Source organism: Staphylococcus sp. 11007852 (genome assembly GCF_011394325.1).
In the GTDB taxonomy this organism is placed as follows: Bacteria; Bacillota; Bacilli; order Staphylococcales; family Staphylococcaceae; genus Staphylococcus; species Staphylococcus agnetis.
Map to the genome: position 1 here is coordinate 1 of NZ_JAANBJ010000014.1, position 17,694 is coordinate 17,694.

12 protein-coding genes, 1 tRNA gene, 1 rRNA gene and 1 other RNA gene are annotated in these 17,694 nt (G+C 39.7%); 3 read left to right on the plus strand and 12 right to left on the minus strand.

Annotated features, from left to right (window positions below):
* The 12 genes from G8Y85_RS03675 to gltB all read right to left on the minus strand — a co-directional run.
* Positions 1-217 (minus strand): 16S ribosomal RNA (locus G8Y85_RS03675); the annotation flags it as partial.
* 405 nt (positions 218-622) lie between these two features.
* Complete coding sequence (gene recR / locus G8Y85_RS03680) at positions 623-1,219, minus strand: recombination mediator RecR (protein WP_037564912.1); 597 nt, start codon at positions 1,217-1,219, stop codon at positions 623-625.
* 1 nt (position 1,220) lies between these two features.
* Positions 1,221-1,541 carry a YbaB/EbfC family nucleoid-associated protein gene (locus G8Y85_RS03685; protein ID WP_037564914.1) on the minus strand — a complete coding sequence of 107 codons (321 nt, stop codon included), beginning with the start codon at positions 1,539-1,541 and terminating at the stop codon, positions 1,221-1,223.
* 97 nt (positions 1,542-1,638) lie between these two features.
* Positions 1,639-3,321 carry a DNA polymerase III subunit gamma/tau gene (gene dnaX / locus G8Y85_RS03690; RefSeq protein ID WP_107401580.1) on the minus strand — a complete coding sequence of 561 codons (1,683 nt, stop codon included), beginning with the start codon at positions 3,319-3,321 and terminating at the stop codon, positions 1,639-1,641.
* Between the two features lie 65 nt (positions 3,322-3,386).
* Positions 3,387-3,911 (minus strand): GNAT family N-acetyltransferase, encoded by a 525-nt coding sequence (locus tag G8Y85_RS03695; RefSeq protein WP_165805436.1) that lies wholly within the window; start codon positions 3,909-3,911, stop codon positions 3,387-3,389.
* Between the two features lie 159 nt (positions 3,912-4,070).
* Positions 4,071-4,340: signal recognition particle sRNA large type (ffs, locus tag G8Y85_RS03700), an RNA gene on the minus strand.
* A 94-nt stretch (positions 4,341-4,434) separates the two neighbouring features.
* Entirely contained in the window at positions 4,435-5,160 is a 726-nt protein-coding gene (gene treR, locus G8Y85_RS03705) for a trehalose operon repressor (protein ID WP_060552285.1), read from the minus strand.
* A 15-nt stretch (positions 5,161-5,175) separates the two neighbouring features.
* The gene (locus tag G8Y85_RS03710) at positions 5,176-6,816 is read right to left on the minus strand and encodes an alpha,alpha-phosphotrehalase (protein ID WP_165805437.1); all 1,641 of its coding nucleotides are present in this window, start codon (positions 6,814-6,816) and stop codon (positions 5,176-5,178) included.
* A gap of 18 nt (positions 6,817-6,834) precedes the next feature.
* The gene (gene treP, locus G8Y85_RS03715) at positions 6,835-8,271 is read right to left on the minus strand and encodes a PTS system trehalose-specific EIIBC component (protein ID WP_107371041.1); all 1,437 of its coding nucleotides are present in this window, start codon (positions 8,269-8,271) and stop codon (positions 6,835-6,837) included.
* A 353-nt stretch (positions 8,272-8,624) separates the two neighbouring features.
* Positions 8,625-8,717 (minus strand) — tRNA-Ser (locus tag G8Y85_RS03720).
* 66 nt (positions 8,718-8,783) lie between these two features.
* Positions 8,784-10,241, minus strand: a complete 1,458-nt coding sequence (locus G8Y85_RS03725) for a glutamate synthase subunit beta (protein ID WP_107401583.1) — start codon at positions 10,239-10,241, stop codon at positions 8,784-8,786.
* Between the two features lie 13 nt (positions 10,242-10,254).
* Positions 10,255-14,757: a glutamate synthase large subunit gene (gene gltB / locus G8Y85_RS03730; protein WP_165805438.1), complete on the minus strand. Its 4,503-nt coding sequence runs from the start codon at positions 14,755-14,757 to the stop codon at positions 10,255-10,257.
* 122 nt (positions 14,758-14,879) lie between these two features.
* Here gltB and gltC point away from each other — a divergent pair, with 122 nt between their 5' ends.
* Genes gltC through G8Y85_RS03745 form a run of 3 tightly spaced genes read left to right on the plus strand, consistent with a single transcriptional unit; the run spans position 14,880 to position 17,662 of the window.
* Positions 14,880-15,758, plus strand: a complete 879-nt coding sequence (gltC, locus tag G8Y85_RS03735) for a glutamate biosynthesis transcriptional regulator GltC (protein ID WP_165805439.1) — start codon at positions 14,880-14,882, stop codon at positions 15,756-15,758.
* A 12-nt stretch (positions 15,759-15,770) separates the two neighbouring features.
* Positions 15,771-16,883, plus strand: coding sequence for a YibE/F family protein (locus G8Y85_RS03740; protein WP_165805440.1), 1,113 nt, complete (start codon positions 15,771-15,773; stop codon positions 16,881-16,883).
* Positions 16,880-17,662 (plus strand): YibE/F family protein, encoded by a 783-nt coding sequence (locus tag G8Y85_RS03745; protein WP_060552278.1) that lies wholly within the window; start codon positions 16,880-16,882, stop codon positions 17,660-17,662. Before G8Y85_RS03740 ends, G8Y85_RS03745 begins: the two co-directional genes overlap by 4 nt.
* Positions 17,663-17,694 lie beyond the last annotated feature (32 nt).

A 17,694-nucleotide genomic window follows, 5' to 3' on the forward strand; every position in this document is an offset into this window, starting at 1 on the left:
ACCGTCTTTCACTGTTGAACCATGCGGTTCAACATGTTATCCGGCATTAGCCCCGGTTTCCCGGAGTTATTCCAGTCTTATAGGTAGGTTACCCACGTGTTACTCACCCGTCCGCCGCTAACGTCAAAGGAGCAAGCTCCTCATCTGTTCGCTCGACTTGCATGTATTAGGCACGCCGCCAGCGTTCATCCTGAGCCAGGATCAAACTCTCCATAAAAGAAGTAAGCTTGATATAGCTCGTTGATTGGTTAAGCCAATCACTCTTGAAAGTACGTTACGTACTCAAATTATTGGAATTAACGTTGACATATTGTCATTCAGTTTTCAATGTTCATGCGTCGTTTTCTTTCGACTCGACAAGAATTAATTATACACACTTTCGATTCTCAAGTCAACAACTTTTTGAAATTATTTTTTCGTTGTGTTTCGCAATCACTTTTGTGCCGCTCAACAAGATATAACTATACAGGCATTTATCATTATGCACAACGCCAAAAATTACACTCTATACAGCTTTTTGAAAACAAAACGCCTGTTTTACAACATTTAATCAAGAAAATACCTGATATCTTCGCTTTAAGCTTGGAAGATATCAGGTATTTGTATCAAGGTGGAAGTCTTTCTACATTTCAGTCCTACCAGAGATGGCTTTCGATAATGTGACTTCATCCGCATATTCTAAGTCGCCACCTACAGAAAGACCTTGTGCCAATCGTGTGACACGAATGCCTAAAGGTTTTACCAACCTAGAAATATACATCGATGTAGATTCACCTTCTAAGTTTGGATTCATCGCTAAAATCAATTCTTCTACTTCTTCGTCTTTTAAGCGATCAATGAGCGCTGGGATGTTAATATCTTCTGGCCCAATACCATCCATCGGCGAAATGGTACCATGTAATACGTGATACAACCCTTTGTATTCCTTCATTTTTTCCATTGCGATGACATCTTTATCATCTTCTACCACACATATAATAGAACGGTCTCGTTGTTTGTCTTCACAAATATAGCACGGGTCTTGTTCTGTGATATGTCCACATGTACTACAATAAGTCAGTTCACGTTTAACATCCACAAGTGCTTTGGCAAATTGTACGACGTCATCTTCTTTCATATCTAATACATGAAAAGCCAGACGTTGCGCCGTTTTCGGGCCAATGCCTGGCAATTTCATGAAACTGTCAATCAGTTTAGAAATAGGTGCTGGATAATGCATCTTACATCATTCCAGGAATGTTAAGACCTTTAGTATGCTTGCCTAAACGTTCTGCAGTTAAATCATCCGCTTTAGACATCGCTTCATTTGTAGCAGCTAGCACTAAGTCTTGTAACATTTCTACATCTTCAGGATCTACAACTTCTTCGTTGATTTGTACATCTACAACTTCTTTATGACCAGATACGATGACTTTCACCATACCGCCGCCAGCAGTACCTTCTACTTTTTCTTCTTTTAATTTTTCTTGTTCATCTGCCATTTTCTTTTGCATTTTTTGCATTTGCTTCATCATTTGTTGCATATTTCCGCCACCGCGCATATTCATCTTCCTCCTAAAAATAATTCTTCATTCATATAATAGAGGGGCGTTACCCCTTTAGATTCGTTTACAATTATACATACCTTTCAGACGATTGTCATGTTTCGTCTTCGATAACATGTACAGTATCTTCTCCAAACAAGTCTTTCGCTTTTTGAACGACGTTATCTTGTTGTTGAGATGTTGTTTGTTGTGTTTTGCCATGTTTACGCTGGTCTATATAGTCACTTCGCACTTGCATCCATTTATCTGCTGGAACACCCACAACTTCGACTGATTTATTAATAATGTCACGAACGACATTTTCAATACTTTCTTTCTTTTCATTATCTCTTTTTAAAATTTCACAATGAATTTCATCTTCAAATTTCACAAGTACTTTATCTTCACTTGCCGCTACAGGTTCTGAATTTTGTAATAAACTCACCAATGCTTTTTGGTCTCGATCTTTTGCATACTGAATAACATCGGCCCATCGCTCTTTAATACGGGCAATATCTTCCTTATTCGCTTTATCCAATACTTTTGCAATTTGTTCCACAGAATACGTAGAACCCCCACCACGACGTTTCGTTTGTTTAGGCTTAGGTGGTGCACTTTGACCTGTAATCCCTTGAGATTTCAATGTCCGTAATTCAGATTCTAATGCTTCCATACGTCTGACCATCGCATCATTACTTTCTGAAGGTGCATGATTGACGACAACGTCACCCGTTTGTGCCACTTCTTTGATCATTTCAGATAACTTTACAAGCAATACTTCAAAATGCACATTTTGATTGACGCTGAAACGTATCGATACGAGCGTATCATTAATAATATCAATCATTTTATATAAAATTTCTAAGTCGTATTGAACGAGCGCATCAAACGTTGGCGTTTCACCTGTCGTTTTAATCATAATCGTATCGCGCACGAAGTAAATCATATCGTTAATGAGGCGATTGACTTCTTTACCTTCACTGACAAAACTGTGATACCGTTCAAATGCAGCATGGACATCACCTTGTACCACATCTTGAAATAGTGCGTTTAAGTCTGATTCATCTAAACTTCCCGTCACATCTAATGCGTCTTTAAGTGTTAAACGGTCATCACCAAAAGCAATAGCTTGGTCCATAATACTTAACGCATCACGCATGCCCCCTTCTGATACTTTCGCAATAAACGCTAATGCGTCTTGATCATAAGCAATGCTTTGTGATTCGGCAACATATTGCAAGCGTTCGACAATGCTGTCAGTATTAATAGCTTTAAAATCAAAGCGTTGTGCACGCGAAATGATTGTAGGGGGTATTTTGTGAGGTTCAGTCGTTGCCAAAATAAAAATGGCGTGTGCTGGTGGTTCTTCTAACGTTTTTAATAGCGCGTTAAATGCGCCTGTTGTCAGCATATGAACCTCGTCGATAATGTACACTTTATACTTAGACTGACTTGGTGCGTATTTAACTTTATCACGGATGTTACGAATCTCATCGACACCGTTATTACTCGCTGCATCGATTTCTATAACGTCTGAATTCGTCCCTTGTGTAATACTTACACAGCTCGCGCATTCATTACACGGTTCACCGTCTGAACGCGTCTCACAATTCATCGCTTTTGCGAATATTTTAGCGATACTCGTCTTACCAGTGCCCCTAGGCCCGCTAAAAATATACGCATGTGATTGCTTCTCTTTAGCGATGGCATTTTTCAATGTTTTTGTGACATGCGTTTGACCGACAACATCTTCAAAACTTTGTGGTCTAAACATTCGGTACAATGCTTGATAATTCACTATGGCACCTCCGTTTTTACAATAGTCTCATTATAGCATGTCTACTTTAAATTGTATGTGTAAACTCAATCAAAATCGGATGAAACATACGCAATTTCTCCATGGGGTGGACTTTCAAGCGTATCCCATAAAAATTTTACGAATGTTTGCGTTTGTAACGCATGATTTGCATGTTTAATGCCGTGTTGGGAGGCCAGTTCATATCCTAACGGCTCAAAATATGCTTGTTGACCGACGACAATCATCGTTGTATATTCTAGCGCTTGTGCACGTTCCTCTAATGCACGAACGAGCGCTTTCCCTAATCCCATCTGTCGATATGAAGTTTTTACAGATAGAAAAGCTAACATTAACGCATGATACGCCTCTTGTTCGCTTTTAATGTGTATCGGTGTACATAAGGCATGACCGATAATATCACCCGCTTCATCCTTCGCGATTACTTCAAGTTCATAATGATACTCAGGGGCCAATCGTAATTGTTGTATACGTTCATAAGCGTTAGCGTCCACGTCTTGATACGCGTCTTGAATCATTTCTAGCGAAGGTTCATAGTCATTTTCTGTTAATGCACTTATATATACAGACATTTCATCGCTCCTTTCTTTACATACAATAATTACGCACATTATATCAAAATTACGAATGCCATACGTTGATAAACTGTGAAAACGACAAGATAAAAAAAGAACTCCTCATATCGAGAAGCTCTTGTAATCTATAAATGTTTTTGATTTGCATATAAAAAACCGTGCACCTTCGCGTTGTATATGCATCATAAACGTTACCAAAGTCGATAGCTAAATCTCGGCTACCCCACGGCACATATGAGAATCCACTTAATGCTGCTTCCGTCAGGACCTGACATGGTTCATGGGTTCATATTGCATGGGACCGAAATCTTCAAACACCTCGTGCTTTGGGCAGACTTCACAAATACACATCCGCAACAAAGGAATTCAGCCTCGCATAAAGCGGTTTTCGAGAATAGGGAACCGCTACCTCCCCGCTTAGCACGGTAAAATTAATATTACTATATCCTATTACGCAAATGCAAGCCCTAACTTACATTAACTTTGACAAACCATTGAACAGAACACCTATCCACTTACCCTATATTTTATGACGGCGTGAAAAATCCATAAATTTAAACTCTGTCGCGATATGTTTCGAGATATTATACTGGAACTTCGTCGTATCTTTGAGGTGTACAATACCACGTACTGTCGCTGTATATTCTGGTGTCATCGCCCCAAATGCTTCACGCTCTATTTGTCCAAATGGTTCAAACGTAATGGATTTACTGGAAAAACTAATTTCAAATCCTTTCACATTCTCAATATAATCATAGAGAGATTCTTGGACGATGACTTCTGTTAAATCAGGAAACATGTCGGCACGCACATAGTCTTCATCGATAATTTTAGTGACGCCTTCAACTTGACGATAACGTATAAAATGCCATAATGGCGTGTCCATTGAAATTTTCAATGCTTGTTTGACATGTGGCACGTCTTTTGCAACGATGCGCTCGAACGTATGGACAACGGTTTGATGTTGTAAATTCATATATTTTTTAACTTCTTTAAAGCTCATTAAATCCGCAAACGGAAACTCTGTCACACCTTGATAAATGACGACAGATCCTTTTCCTCGAATCTTTTGAATCATGCCTTCAGATACGAGCATATTCAAACTTTTACGCACTGTTTCACGTGACACGTTGTAATTTTCTACCAACTGATGTTCAGACGGCAATCGTTCACCATAACGGTAATCGCCCTCTAATATTGCGCGTCGCATATTTTCGTAAATCAGTTTGAATTTATTTTGTTTCATCGTCGTCCTCGCCTCTTATTCATTTTCTTTTGCGATTACAATCGCACTATAGCCACCAATGTCATTTTTATTTATCGTACCATTTTGTATCACAATATGACCATCTAAATTTATATCATCAGGTAGTGTCACTGTATCACCTGTTATATTGGCGACAATGAGCCATACATCACCTTTATAATGACGTTCGTAAATAAATAGCGCCGGATGCGACATGTGTTTTGGTACGATATTGCCATATGTGATAATGTCATGATCATGTCGTAAACGAATAAGGTCTCGGTACGTATAAAAGAGGGAATTTTCATCCGCTAAAGCCACTTCAACATTAATTGTCCGGTAATTATGTGCCACTTCTATCCATGGCGTGCCCGATGTAAATCCTGCATGAGCTGAAGCATCCCATTGCATAGGCGTTCTCGAATTATCCCGTGATTTCTGACCTAAAATTGTCAAAATGTCAGATTCTGCCATTCCCTTATCTTTCATCATTTGATATGCATTTAAAGACTCCACATCGCGGTATTGTTTGATTGATGTAAAGTGTGGGTTGGTCATACCGATTTCTTCCCCTTGATAAATATAAGGTGTTCCTTGCAGCATATGCAGTACTATCGCAAGCGTTTTGGCACTCTTTTGTCGTAGCACCTCGTCCGCATCGCTACCAAAACGTGAGACAACGCGAGGTTGATCATGATTACACCAAAATATCGCATTCCAACCGCCACCATCATATATGCCACGTTGCCAATCCATTAAGATGGACTTTAATTGGTATAAATCAAATGATTGATCCGTCCATTTTTCACCATTTTTGTAATCGACTTTTAAATGATGAAAGTTAAACACGCTGCTTAGTTCTTGACGATCTTCACGTGTGTATTGAATACAATGATCTAACGTGGTTGATGACATTTCCCCCACTGTCATTAATCCTTTATCTCCAAAAGTATTGCGATTTAATTCATGTAAATAATCATGCACCCGTGGTCCATCAGTATAAAATTCTTTTCCAATTGCTTCAGAATCTTTAAATTCACCTTTAGAAATTAAGTTGATAACGTCAAAACGAAAACCATCCACACCTAAATCAATCCAATGATTTACGATATCAAACACTTCTTGTCGCACTTTAGGATTATCCCAATTTAAATCCGCTTGTGTAACATCAAATAAATGTAAGTAATATTCATCAGACGTCGTATCATACGCCCAAGCATTACCGCCAAACTTAGATTCCCAATTGGTAGGAGGTCCATCATCTGAAGGTTTGAAAAAATAATAATCACGATAAGGATTCGTTTTAGACTTCAATGCTTCTTGAAACCATCGATGTTCCGTTGACGTATGATTGACAACAATATCCAACATAATTTTAATATTTCGATCATGCGCTTCTTTTATGAGCGTTTTTAAATCTGCTTCATTACCAAAATGCTTATTAATTTGATAATAATCTCGAATATCATAGCCGTTATCATTCATCGGCGAATCATATATCGGCGTGAGCCATATATAATCCACACCCAAAAACGCGAGATAATCTAACTTTTCAATAATACCTTGTAAATCCCCTTCACCATTGCCAGTTGTATCATTAAAAGATTTTACATAAATTTGATACACAACCGATTTCTTCCAATCTCGTTGTACCAATGTGATCCCACCTTAAACTTAAAGATTTTCATCTACCATTTTTTTCGTTTTCTCACGACTAAATCGAGATAAAACGATTGTTAATACACAAGGAACAATCATTGAAACGACTGTAGCTATCACGTATACTCCCCAAAACTGTTGTTTAATGGATAAAATGGCAGGAACACCGCCAACACCAACACTTCCAATGACACCTGATGCCCCAATGAAAGCACCAACGCACATAGATGTTAAAATCGCCGCAATGAATGGATATTTTAATGGTAAGTTCACACCAAACATTGCTGGCTCTGTCACACCTAAGAACCCTGAAATCCCTGATGTTGCTGCCAAACTTTGTTCTTTTTCAAGCTTACGTTTCTTATAGACATACCATGCGCCAAATGCCGCAGATCCTTGTGCAATATTGGACATAGCCACAATAGGCCATAAATATGTTCCACCTATGCTACTTCCCATCAGTTGAAAGTCCACTGCTAAAAACATATGATGTAATCCTGTAATGACTAATGGTGCATATAATAAGCCATAAATTGCACCACCAAGCCATCCTGCATTTTGGAATAAAAATGTCACTGCGCCAGTTAAGCCTTTACCTAACACTAACGCGACTGGACCAATGATTAAAAAGGCTAAAAATCCTGTTACGAGTAACGCTATAGGTCCAACTACTAACAATTTAATCGAATCATGCACCACTTTATTCAGTGCTTTTTCAATTTTAGCTAACACATAGGAAGCAAGTAATACTGGTAATACTTGACCTTGATAATTAAGTTGTTCAATTTTCAAACCAAAAATGTGCCATGTAGGAATTTTATCGACTTTTCCGATATCATATTGAGATACTAATTGTGGGTGCATCAATACGAGCCCCAGTACAAGCCCGAGCACTGGATTCCCACCGAATACGCGCATCGCACTCCAACCGACAAGTGCCGGCAAGAAAATAAATGCAGTTGTCGCAATGACATTAATGATATTCGCAAAATCAGCAATTTGCGGTACACGTTCGACGATAGACGGCGATTTATTAATCAATGGCATCGTCAAAACGTTGTTAATCCCTAACAGTAAACCTGCTGTTACAATCGCAGGCAAAATCGGTATAAAAATATCCCCTAACAATTTGATTAAGCGCTGGATTGGATTCCCCTTTTTCGCAGCCATCGCTTTAGCTTCATCTTTCGACGCTTCTGTAGTTCCTGTTTCATTAACTAACACTTTGTATGCTTCATCTACAGTGCCTGGACCAATAACGATTTGGTATTGATTATCTGCCTTAAATTGACCTTTCACAAGCGGATTTGCAGCTAATTTGTCTTTGTTCACTTTACTATCATCTTCTAATACTAAGCGTAAGCGTGTCACACAATGTGTAGCGGTTTGTAAATTGGCTTTACCACCAATGGCATCGATAATGTCACGCACATCTGATACTTTTACAGCCATCCCATACACTCCCTTTTTTTGACTTGTCTATACAAATTATATGTTGTATAGACAAGTTTTGTAAAGGCTTTCATAAATCTTTATGCAAATGTCCATAAAATAAATAACGCCCCTCATACTTAGCGCATCAATTAGGCATAATGAACGACGTCATTTTTGATTAAACTACTTTTTTATACTTTGTTCATTTAAACACTTTTGTTTTAACTCATAGCGACGTCACCTTTTTAACATTTAGTTAGTTTTAAAGGCGTCTTCAATCACACATTTTTCAACAACGTAAAAAAGCCAAATGTTCAAATCGCGTTAAACATTTGGCTTTTATATCTATTAGTCTTGGATTTTACTTATAATGGCGGAGGAAGAGGGATTCGAACCCCCGCGAGCCGTTAAGCCCCTGTCGGTTTTCAAGACCGATCCCTTCAGCCGGACTTGGGTATTCCTCCGTGTTACGAGCACATAAAATATAATATTATAGCCCGCACACAATGTCAACAAAAATTTTACAAAAATTAAACAAAAGTTTTGCGCTTTAGATGTTCATGGACAGAAACAGCGACTTCACGCCCTTCTTTAATTGCCCAAACGACTAAACTTTGCCCACGACGTGCATCACCAGCCGCGAAATATTTAGCTTGATTCGTTTTATAATCTTGCGTATTCGCAACAATCTTTTGACGATTCACTTTAAGGTCAAGCGCTTGTGTAATTTGAGACGTTACCCCTTCAAAACCAATCGCCAATAACACAAGGTCAGCTGGGATTAAAATTTCACGATCATCTCCCACAAGCGAGCCATCTGCTTGATCTCGTTGTACTTGCGCATAAATACCACGTACATGGAACATATCATCAATGTCAAAACGCATGGTTTGAATCCCGTACGCGCGTGGTTCCACACCAAATTTCGCTTCATATTCTTGGTGCGCATAATCTTTTTTCAAAACAGGTTCAGGAAATGGCCAACTATAGTTCATTTCAAAACGCTCAGGCTTTTTGGCTTTACGATTAAATTGAACGACAGATTTACACCCATCACGCAACGCTGTGGCAACACAGTCCGCACCGGTATCGCCATCACCAATAACGACCACATTTTTCCCTTTAGCAGAAATGGTTTGTTGTGACGTTTCCCCAAGTAACAATTGGGTCTGTTCAGTTAAATAATCCATCGCAAAATGAATCCCTAACCCCATACGCCCTTCTAAAGGTAAGTCTCTTGGTTTTTCAGCACCTGTACATACAACAATGGCATCATACGTACGATCTAATTCCTCTTTTGTCATATCCTTACCAATTTCTACATTACAATAAAAATGAATGCCCGCTTCTTTCATCAAATCAATACGTCGGAACACCACACTTTTATCTAATTTCATATTCGGTATCCCATATGTTAATAATCCACCTGGTTGTGCTTGTTTTTCAAAGATATCTACCGAATATCCTAACGCATTTAATTCTTCAGCCGCTGCCAATCCAGCAGGACCACTCCCAATAATGGCAACTTTTTGGTCAATACGTGCGTGAGGCATGCGTGGTTTAACCCAATCATTTTCAAAAGCTTCGTCTATAATGGTACGTTCGATCCCCTTTATGGCCACAGCATCTCGATTGATTTTCATCACACATGAGGCTTCACAAGGTGCAGGACATACATAGCCAGTAAAATCTGGAAAGTTGTTTGTTTCTGATAAGCGCTCATACGCCGTTTTGAAATCACCGCGATATACTAAATCATTCCATTCAGGTATATAATTGCCTAGCGGACAACCGAGCGTTTCGCGTTCAATTTGAACACCAGTTTGACAGAACGGTGTGCCACAGTCCATACATCGTGCCCCTTGTTGTTGTGCATCCCCATTTGTGAATCGAGACTGATACGGTTCAAAATTCGCAATTCGGTCCGTCAAAGGCAACTCATCAAGCTTTCGTTTTGGATATTTCATAAATCCTTTAAATTCACCCATTATTAGACCTCCTTTAGTAAACCGAAATCGACGTATCTAAACTTGATACAGCGAGATCAGATTGATCATTAAACGCCGACAACAAGGCTTCTTGACGGCCTTGATTTTGTTCATAATGATAAATCTTTTGCATCATACGTTTATAATCTTTCGGAATCACTTTAATACAATTTGCGAGCTGTGCCTCAAAATTTTCTAAAATACGTTGCGCTTTTGTACTTTGCGTATACGTTACATGATTGGCTAACATTTGCTTCAACATTTCGGCTTCTTTAGCATCCGTTACAGCATCAAAATCTAATGTATTTAACGCATGTGCCGCTTTAAACGCCCCGACATCTGAAGGGAAAATGTAGCTCACACCACCGCTCATCCCTTGACCGAAGTTTTTACCGACGTCTCCTAATATCACAACACGTCCACCAGTCATATATTCTAATCCGTGATCTCCAACACCTTCGACCACAACATTCACGCCACTATTACGGATACAAAAACGTTCACCTGCACGGCCGTTAATATATGCACTTCCGCTCGTTGCGCCATAAAAACATACGTTACCAACGATAATGTCACGTTCGCGTGCTTCATTAGGCGCATTCACGACGATTTGTCCACCAGATAGACCTTTACCGACATAATCGTTTGCATCTCCGGTGTGATGTAACGCAAGCCCTTGCGGAATCCATGCACCTAAGCTTTGCCCCGCATGACCTGTTGTATACACGTTTATCGTATTAGGTTCAAGCCCTTTTAAACCGTGTTGTTGTGTGATCTCACTCCCTGTAATGACACCGACATTACGTTGTTCATTACCTATTGTGAACGTACCGCTAAAAGGTACACCACGCTCAATGGCTTGACGCGTTGCAGGTAAAAGTTCAGTAAGATCAAATCCATGCTCTAGACCGTGTTGTTGCTCGATAGACTTCGTACGCTCCCCTTCATTTTGATGTAGTAATGCATTTAAATTCAGTTCACGCGCTTTTGAATGCTTACGCGCTTTATAAGAAGGTATTAATAAATCCGTTCGACCCACGAGTTCATCTACTGAACGTAAACCGAGTTCCGCTAAAATTTCACGTAATTCTTGCGCCACAAAGTGCATGTAATGAACCACATGATCTGCTTTGCCTGTAAACAGTGCGCGTAAATCTCCATTTTGTGTTGCGATACCGACAGGACACGTATCTTTATGACATACACGCATCATAATACAACCTAGTACTACGAGTGGTGCTGTCGCAAAACCGAACTCTTCTGCACCTAAAGCAGCAGCATAGGCTACATCACGGCCTGTGAGTAACTTACCATCTGTCTCAAGGCGTACGCGTGAACGCAATCCATTGAGCATCAGTGTTTGATGCGTTTCTGCCAATCCTAATTCCCATGGTAATCCAGCATGTTGAATACTCGTTTTAGGGGAAGCTCCTGTACCTCCATCGTATCCAGAAATCACTATTTTATCTGCAAAAGCTTTCGCCACACCTGCGGCAATCGTACCTACCCCTGATTTTGATACGAGTTTTACCGTAATGTCGGCTTGGCGATTCACATTTTTTAAATCATGAATCAACTGAGCTAAGTCTTCAATAGAATAAATATCATGATGTGGTGGGGGTGAAATTAAACCAATACCTGGTGTTGATCCCCTTACTTCAGCAATCCAAGGATATACTTTTGTCCCCGGAAGTTGTCCCCCTTCGCCTGGTTTAGCGCCTTGTGCAACTTTAATTTGAATTTCTTTAGCATGTTGTAAATAATGACTGGTCACACCAAAGCGACCTGATGCCACTTGTTTAATCGCACTTTTATAGTCCGCCCCATCTTCGGACACCGTATAACGTTCAAGTGCTTCGCCACCTTCTCCACTGTTACTTTTCCCACCAAGACGGTTCATCGCTTCTGCTAAAGTTTGATGTGCCTCTTGAGAAATCGAACCATAACTCATCGCCCCTGTTTTAAAACGTTTAACAATGGCTTCCACAGACTCAACTTTATCTATATGAATACTTGATTGCGTTTTGAAATCAAACAAGTCTCGCAAATGACTTGCCGTATGATGATTCGCAACTTCTGAAAACTGCTTAAACTTTTCATAGTCATTGTCGCGACACGCATGTTGTAATAACTGGATGGTCATTGGATTAAATGTGTGATATTGCCCTTGTTGGCGCCATTGGAATGTACTACCCGGTTGTAAATAAGGCTGGTCAATGGTTTGACGGCGTTTATTTTCAACATCCAAGGTCGCTAATGAAATGCCCGACAGTTTGGACGGTGTTCCTGGGAAATAATGTTCAATTACATCATCTCCTAAACCAACCGCTTCAAAAATTTGTGCCCCATGATAACTTTGTACCGTGGAGATCCCCATTTTCGCCATCACTTTTATAAGTCCTTCTGAAAAAATCGTATTCAGTTGCGCTACATTAGACGCAACGTCCCCATGTATCCGGTTGTTTTCAGTTAAATCGGCAACGGTTTTTTGCGCTAAATACGGTACGACTGCATTGGCTCCGTAGCCTACAAGACAAGCTAAATGGTGAACTTCACGCATTTCCCCAGACATCGCAACGATACTGGTTTGCATACGAAGGTCATGGCGGATAAGTAATTGATGAATATGACTGACCGCAAGTAACATTGGCATCGCAAATCGCGTTGCCTCGCTCACAGATTTGTCTTCTAAAACGACGACTTCTACCCCTTGTTGTACTGCTTCAATCACAGCTTTCCCCAAATTGTTTAACGCCTCTTTTAAGTTTTCTGTGTATCCCGTTGAAAAATAAGCCGTTTTTAACGCATGTGATGCAATATGTTGCAATTGATGTTCTGTTAACACAGGGTGTTTTAATTGCACCCGCTTCAGTGCATCTGGTCCTGGTTTAAGTACATTGCCTTCCCCACCTAAATATGTGAGCTCACTCGTGACGATTTTTTCACGGTAGGCATCAATAGGCGGATTGGTTACTTGCGCAAAAAGTTGCTTAAAGTAATTAAATAGCGATTCCGGTTGTTCATTTAATACAGCAAGTGGCGCATCATACCCCATAGCACCAATCGGGTCTTTTCCACCCGTTATTAACTCAGTTAAATATTTATCAATATCTTCTTTCGTGTAACCAAAGCGTTGTTGCATTCGAAACACAGTTTCATCAGACACATTTAACCCTTGATATGGGATGTGGTCTATATCGAGATTAATACGTTCATCTGATAACCATTGCGCGTAGGGTTGTTGCGATGCAATGGTTTGTTTCAACGCTTCGTTTCCGATGACTTGATGTTCATTAAAATCTACAAGCAATAATTTCCCTGGGTTTAATTGCCCTTTATACGCCACTTCTGTCTCATCAACATCTACGACACCCACTTCAGATGAAAAAATAATTTCGTTATTTGTTGTAATCGTATAACGACCTGGACGCAAGCCATTTCGGTCTGTTAACGCACCGAGTTTATCCCCATCACAAAACGAAATCATCGTCGGTCCATCCCACGGTTCCATGAGATAACTATAAAATTCATAAAAGGCACGCACATTGGGATCATTGCTCTCGTTGTACAACCATGGCTCTGGAATAAGCAACATCGCTGCTTGTTCTGGCGGCATCGCTAAACTTAAAAATTCAAGCGCATTATCAACGATGGCCGAGTCACTGCCCGATTCATCCAAGATGCGATGCACTTTATGCGCATCTGTACCAAATACCGTTTGAATTAAACGTTTTTGACGGGCACGCATCCAGTTCACGTTACCTTGAATTGTATTAATTTCCCCATTATGCATTAACAAACGATTCGGATGTGCCCGCTCCCAGCTCGGAAACGTATTCGTACTAAAACGTGAATGTACTGATCCGAATTTTGAAACATACGCCGCTTGTTGTAAGTCGACATATAAGGCTTTAATTTGATCTGAACGCAGCCATCCTTTATATACAATGGTACGTCGAGACAAACTCGTAAAATAGATGCCTAATTTTTCTTTACTACTATAATGTTCAATTTGTTTACGCGCGAGATAAAGTGCACGATCAAAATGTTTCGCTGAGCGATTGACCACGAACAGTTGTTGAATGGTAGGCATCGTTTTGGCAACGTGTGGTGCCAGACAAGTGACATCTACCGGAACGTCTCGGTAACCGAGAAGCGCCAACCCTTCCGCTTTAAAAATACGGGCAATTTTAGGGTGGTGCTTAGATTGAGAAATGTCTTCGTTAGCGAAATACATACCCACCGCATAATCCCCTTCTTGGGGTAAATCCAGTGCCACCACCGACTTAAAATACGCATATGGTATTTCAGTCATAATGCCAGCACCGTCACCAGTAATACCGTCTGCACCAATGCCTCCACGATGATCTAGTCGACGTAGCATTTCTAATGATTTTTCCACAATATGGTGCGAACGTTTATTATCCATATTGGCATAAAAGCCAATGCCACACGCGTCATGCTCTTCACGCGCATCATAGAGTCCATTTTGAGCATACGATAAATTGTTAGACATTTCTGACACCTCTCTTCAGTAATACAATCAACTATATAGATACTCATTTATCACATCAATATATAATTGAGATGAAATCTATCTCATTTTGAGATAATATGGACATAAATGGGGGGAGAACGTTGGAACTAAAACAATTAAAGTATTTTGTAGAAGTTGCTAAAAGAGAACATATATCTGAAGCCGCTTTAGAATTGAATGTCGCGCAATCAGCCATTAGCCGTCACATTAGTAATTTAGAAAGTGAATTAGGTACTGCTTTATTTCACCGTAAAGGGCGCAATGTATATTTAACGACAGAAGGGAAACATCTACTTAATGTTGCGCGTCCTATTTTAGAACAAGTGGATCAAACGTTAGACTATTTTCAAATGCAACAAGAAGTCCGTTCTAGTACAGTCATGCTTGGATATATTGATGGGGCAGTCGGTCAAATTTTACCTCAAGTATTAGATAAAATTGAAACTGAGATGTCAATCTCCATCATTCCTACTTTACTTAAAGCACAAGACATAAAAACGGCCTTAGTCAGCAATGAAATTGATATTGCCATCACCAATGAAGGGATTGCAGATGCGCAATTTGAGCACCATCCATTATTTGAAGAAACGTACGTTTTATATGGTCCACCACATCATCCATTAATGACCGTCCCGAATCCACCGATGTCACATATTTTAAAACATCAACTTTACATTCATGAACCTGTATCCGAAGACTTTAAAACCTATCTACACACCCATGCGATACATCCCGTTTATCAATGTAAAGTCACGCAATTCGCACGCTTTATCTTACAACGTGAAAAAGGCTTTGTCGTTGCACCATCTTATATAAATCTATATAGTCATACTCATCAATGGTCTAAAATCTCATTATCACATACCGATATGCGAAAGACCGTGTCACTCATATATCGTAAAGACTATGCACACGCGGACCACTTGAAAATGATTAACATGCTTATCTCACACTTACAACAACATGCAACTTATCATTAAAAGGAGACATTTATGACACGATTTCAATCGCATCGCTCATTTTTGTTGACGTTATTGATTACGGTGATTTTAGCAATAGCCGTCATTGTATTCACATGTTTTAACGCACGCTTTTATTCGACTCCGATTGGAAAAGTCACTGAAGTCGTCAAACATCATAAAGAAACGTCAATCGATGAACATAAAAATAAAGACATTAAGTATACAGATACGCTACATATTGAATTACTAAACACGAAAGATGAAGGTAAAACGATTACCGTCCATCACCCGTACAATCAATCTAAAACAGAAGAACAAGCCTATCATCCTGGAGACAAAGTGTTGCTCCATCTCGGTAAACACGCACACGACCATTATATTCAAGAGAAAAAACGGGATACGCTTGTCGCAACGTTAATGAGTGTATTTGCCATCGCATTATTAATTGTAGGCCACCGCGTTGGTGTACAATCCATTTTATCAATTGTATTAAATACGATAGCAATATTATCAGCAATCGCACTCTATAATGCATATACTCACCTTAATTTATTTATGCTCATGAGTATTGCTGTACTCATCGCAACCTCCATTACACTCTGGCTCGTCATCGGCTGGACGAAACGCACCGTGGTGACCATCGTCAGTACGTTACTTGGAACTTGGCTTTCAGTAGGCATCTCATGGGCCGTCATAATGTGGACACACGCAGAAGGTATTAAATATGAAACGATGAGCTTTTTAACATTGCCACCACATACGATTTTTTTAGCATCAGTGATGGTGGGATCACTCGGAGCCGTCATGGATGTTGCCATTACGATATCAAGTGGTATGTACGAAATTATGCAACGTTCCCCACATATTTCACGTAAACGCTGGATTTTAGCAGGACGTAATATTGGTAGTGATATTATGGGGACCATGACGAACATATTGCTATTTTCATATTTAGCGGGCGGTCTCCCATTACTGCTTCTATATTTAAAAAATGCGAATACACTCACCTACAGTATTTCCATGAACTGGTCTTTAGAAATCGCACGTGCGATTACAGGTGGCATCGGCATAGTGTTAACCATTCCAATCACCATTGCATTGATGCAACTTTGGCATTTTTGGGAAAGAGGTGACCGCACATGAACGCAGTCGTCGTTTTAGCGCTGATTTTATTTGTATTAATGTTGATTTTTGGCGGTAAATCGGGCGCTATCGCTTTCGGTACATTATTTTTAAATTTTATATTGCTCGTCATCGCAATTATAATGATGATTTTTGGTATACCCATTTATATCGTAACGCTGATTTTTTGTATTATCGTAGCAGCGATTAACTTATTCGCACTCAACAGTTTTAACATTAAAACTTTCGCAGCGTTTATCGCAAGCATTGTCACAACCGTCATTATGCTTGCAGCGATATATTTATCAATTCATTTTGGACATCTACAAGGTTTCACCCAAGAAGAACAAGATGAGACGTATATTTTTTCAATGAATATCGGTATTGATATGGAACAATTCATGATTTTCGTCGTAATTCTTGCAGTGATTGCGGCAGTAATTGACTTAGCCATTACCATCAGTTCACCAATGTATGAACTTCATGAAACAAATCCATCACTTTCTTCACGCGCATTATTTGAATCTGGAATGCGTGTTGGCCGTGAAATTTTGGCAACTTCTGCCAATACCATTTATTTAGCTTTTATTGGTGGTTCAATGACACTCGTATTCTGGTTTTTTAATTTACACTATCACTTTGGGCATCTCATTAATGCCAAACTATTCGTCCAAGAACTGATAACCATCGTTCTTGGTGGTATTGCCATCGCCATATGTATACCAATAACTGCTGCGATTACTGCTTGGCTCATTCACAATCATCACCGATTACCTATTTCATTTAATAGCCGTACATGAGATGACGCCATTAGGGTAAAAGAACATGGAGG

Bases quoted from the DNA above. Each gene is read 5' to 3' on its own strand.
- recR (WP_037564912.1), bottom strand. From the start codon at position 1,219: ATGCATTATCCAGCACCTATTTCTAAACTGATTGACAGTTTCATGAAA.
- G8Y85_RS03685 (WP_037564914.1), bottom strand. From the start codon at position 1,541: ATGCGCGGTGGCGGAAATATGCAACAAATGATGAAGCAAATGCAAAAA.
- G8Y85_RS03695 (WP_165805436.1), bottom strand. From the start codon at position 3,911: ATGTCTGTATATATAAGTGCATTAACAGAAAATGACTATGAACCTTCG.
- treR (WP_060552285.1), bottom strand. From the start codon at position 5,160: ATGAAACAAAATAAATTCAAACTGATTTACGAAAATATGCGACGCGCA.
- treP (WP_107371041.1), bottom strand. From the start codon at position 8,271: ATGGCTGTAAAAGTATCAGATGTGCGTGACATTATCGATGCCATTGGT.
- G8Y85_RS03725 (WP_107401583.1), bottom strand. From the start codon at position 10,241: ATGGGTGAATTTAAAGGATTTATGAAATATCCAAAACGAAAGCTTGAT.
- gltB (WP_165805438.1), bottom strand. From the start codon at position 14,757: ATGTCTAACAATTTATCGTATGCTCAAAATGGACTCTATGATGCGCGT.
- G8Y85_RS03740 (WP_165805440.1), top strand. From the start codon at position 15,771: ATGACACGATTTCAATCGCATCGCTCATTTTTGTTGACGTTATTGATT.
- G8Y85_RS03745 (WP_060552278.1), top strand. From the start codon at position 16,880: ATGAACGCAGTCGTCGTTTTAGCGCTGATTTTATTTGTATTAATGTTG.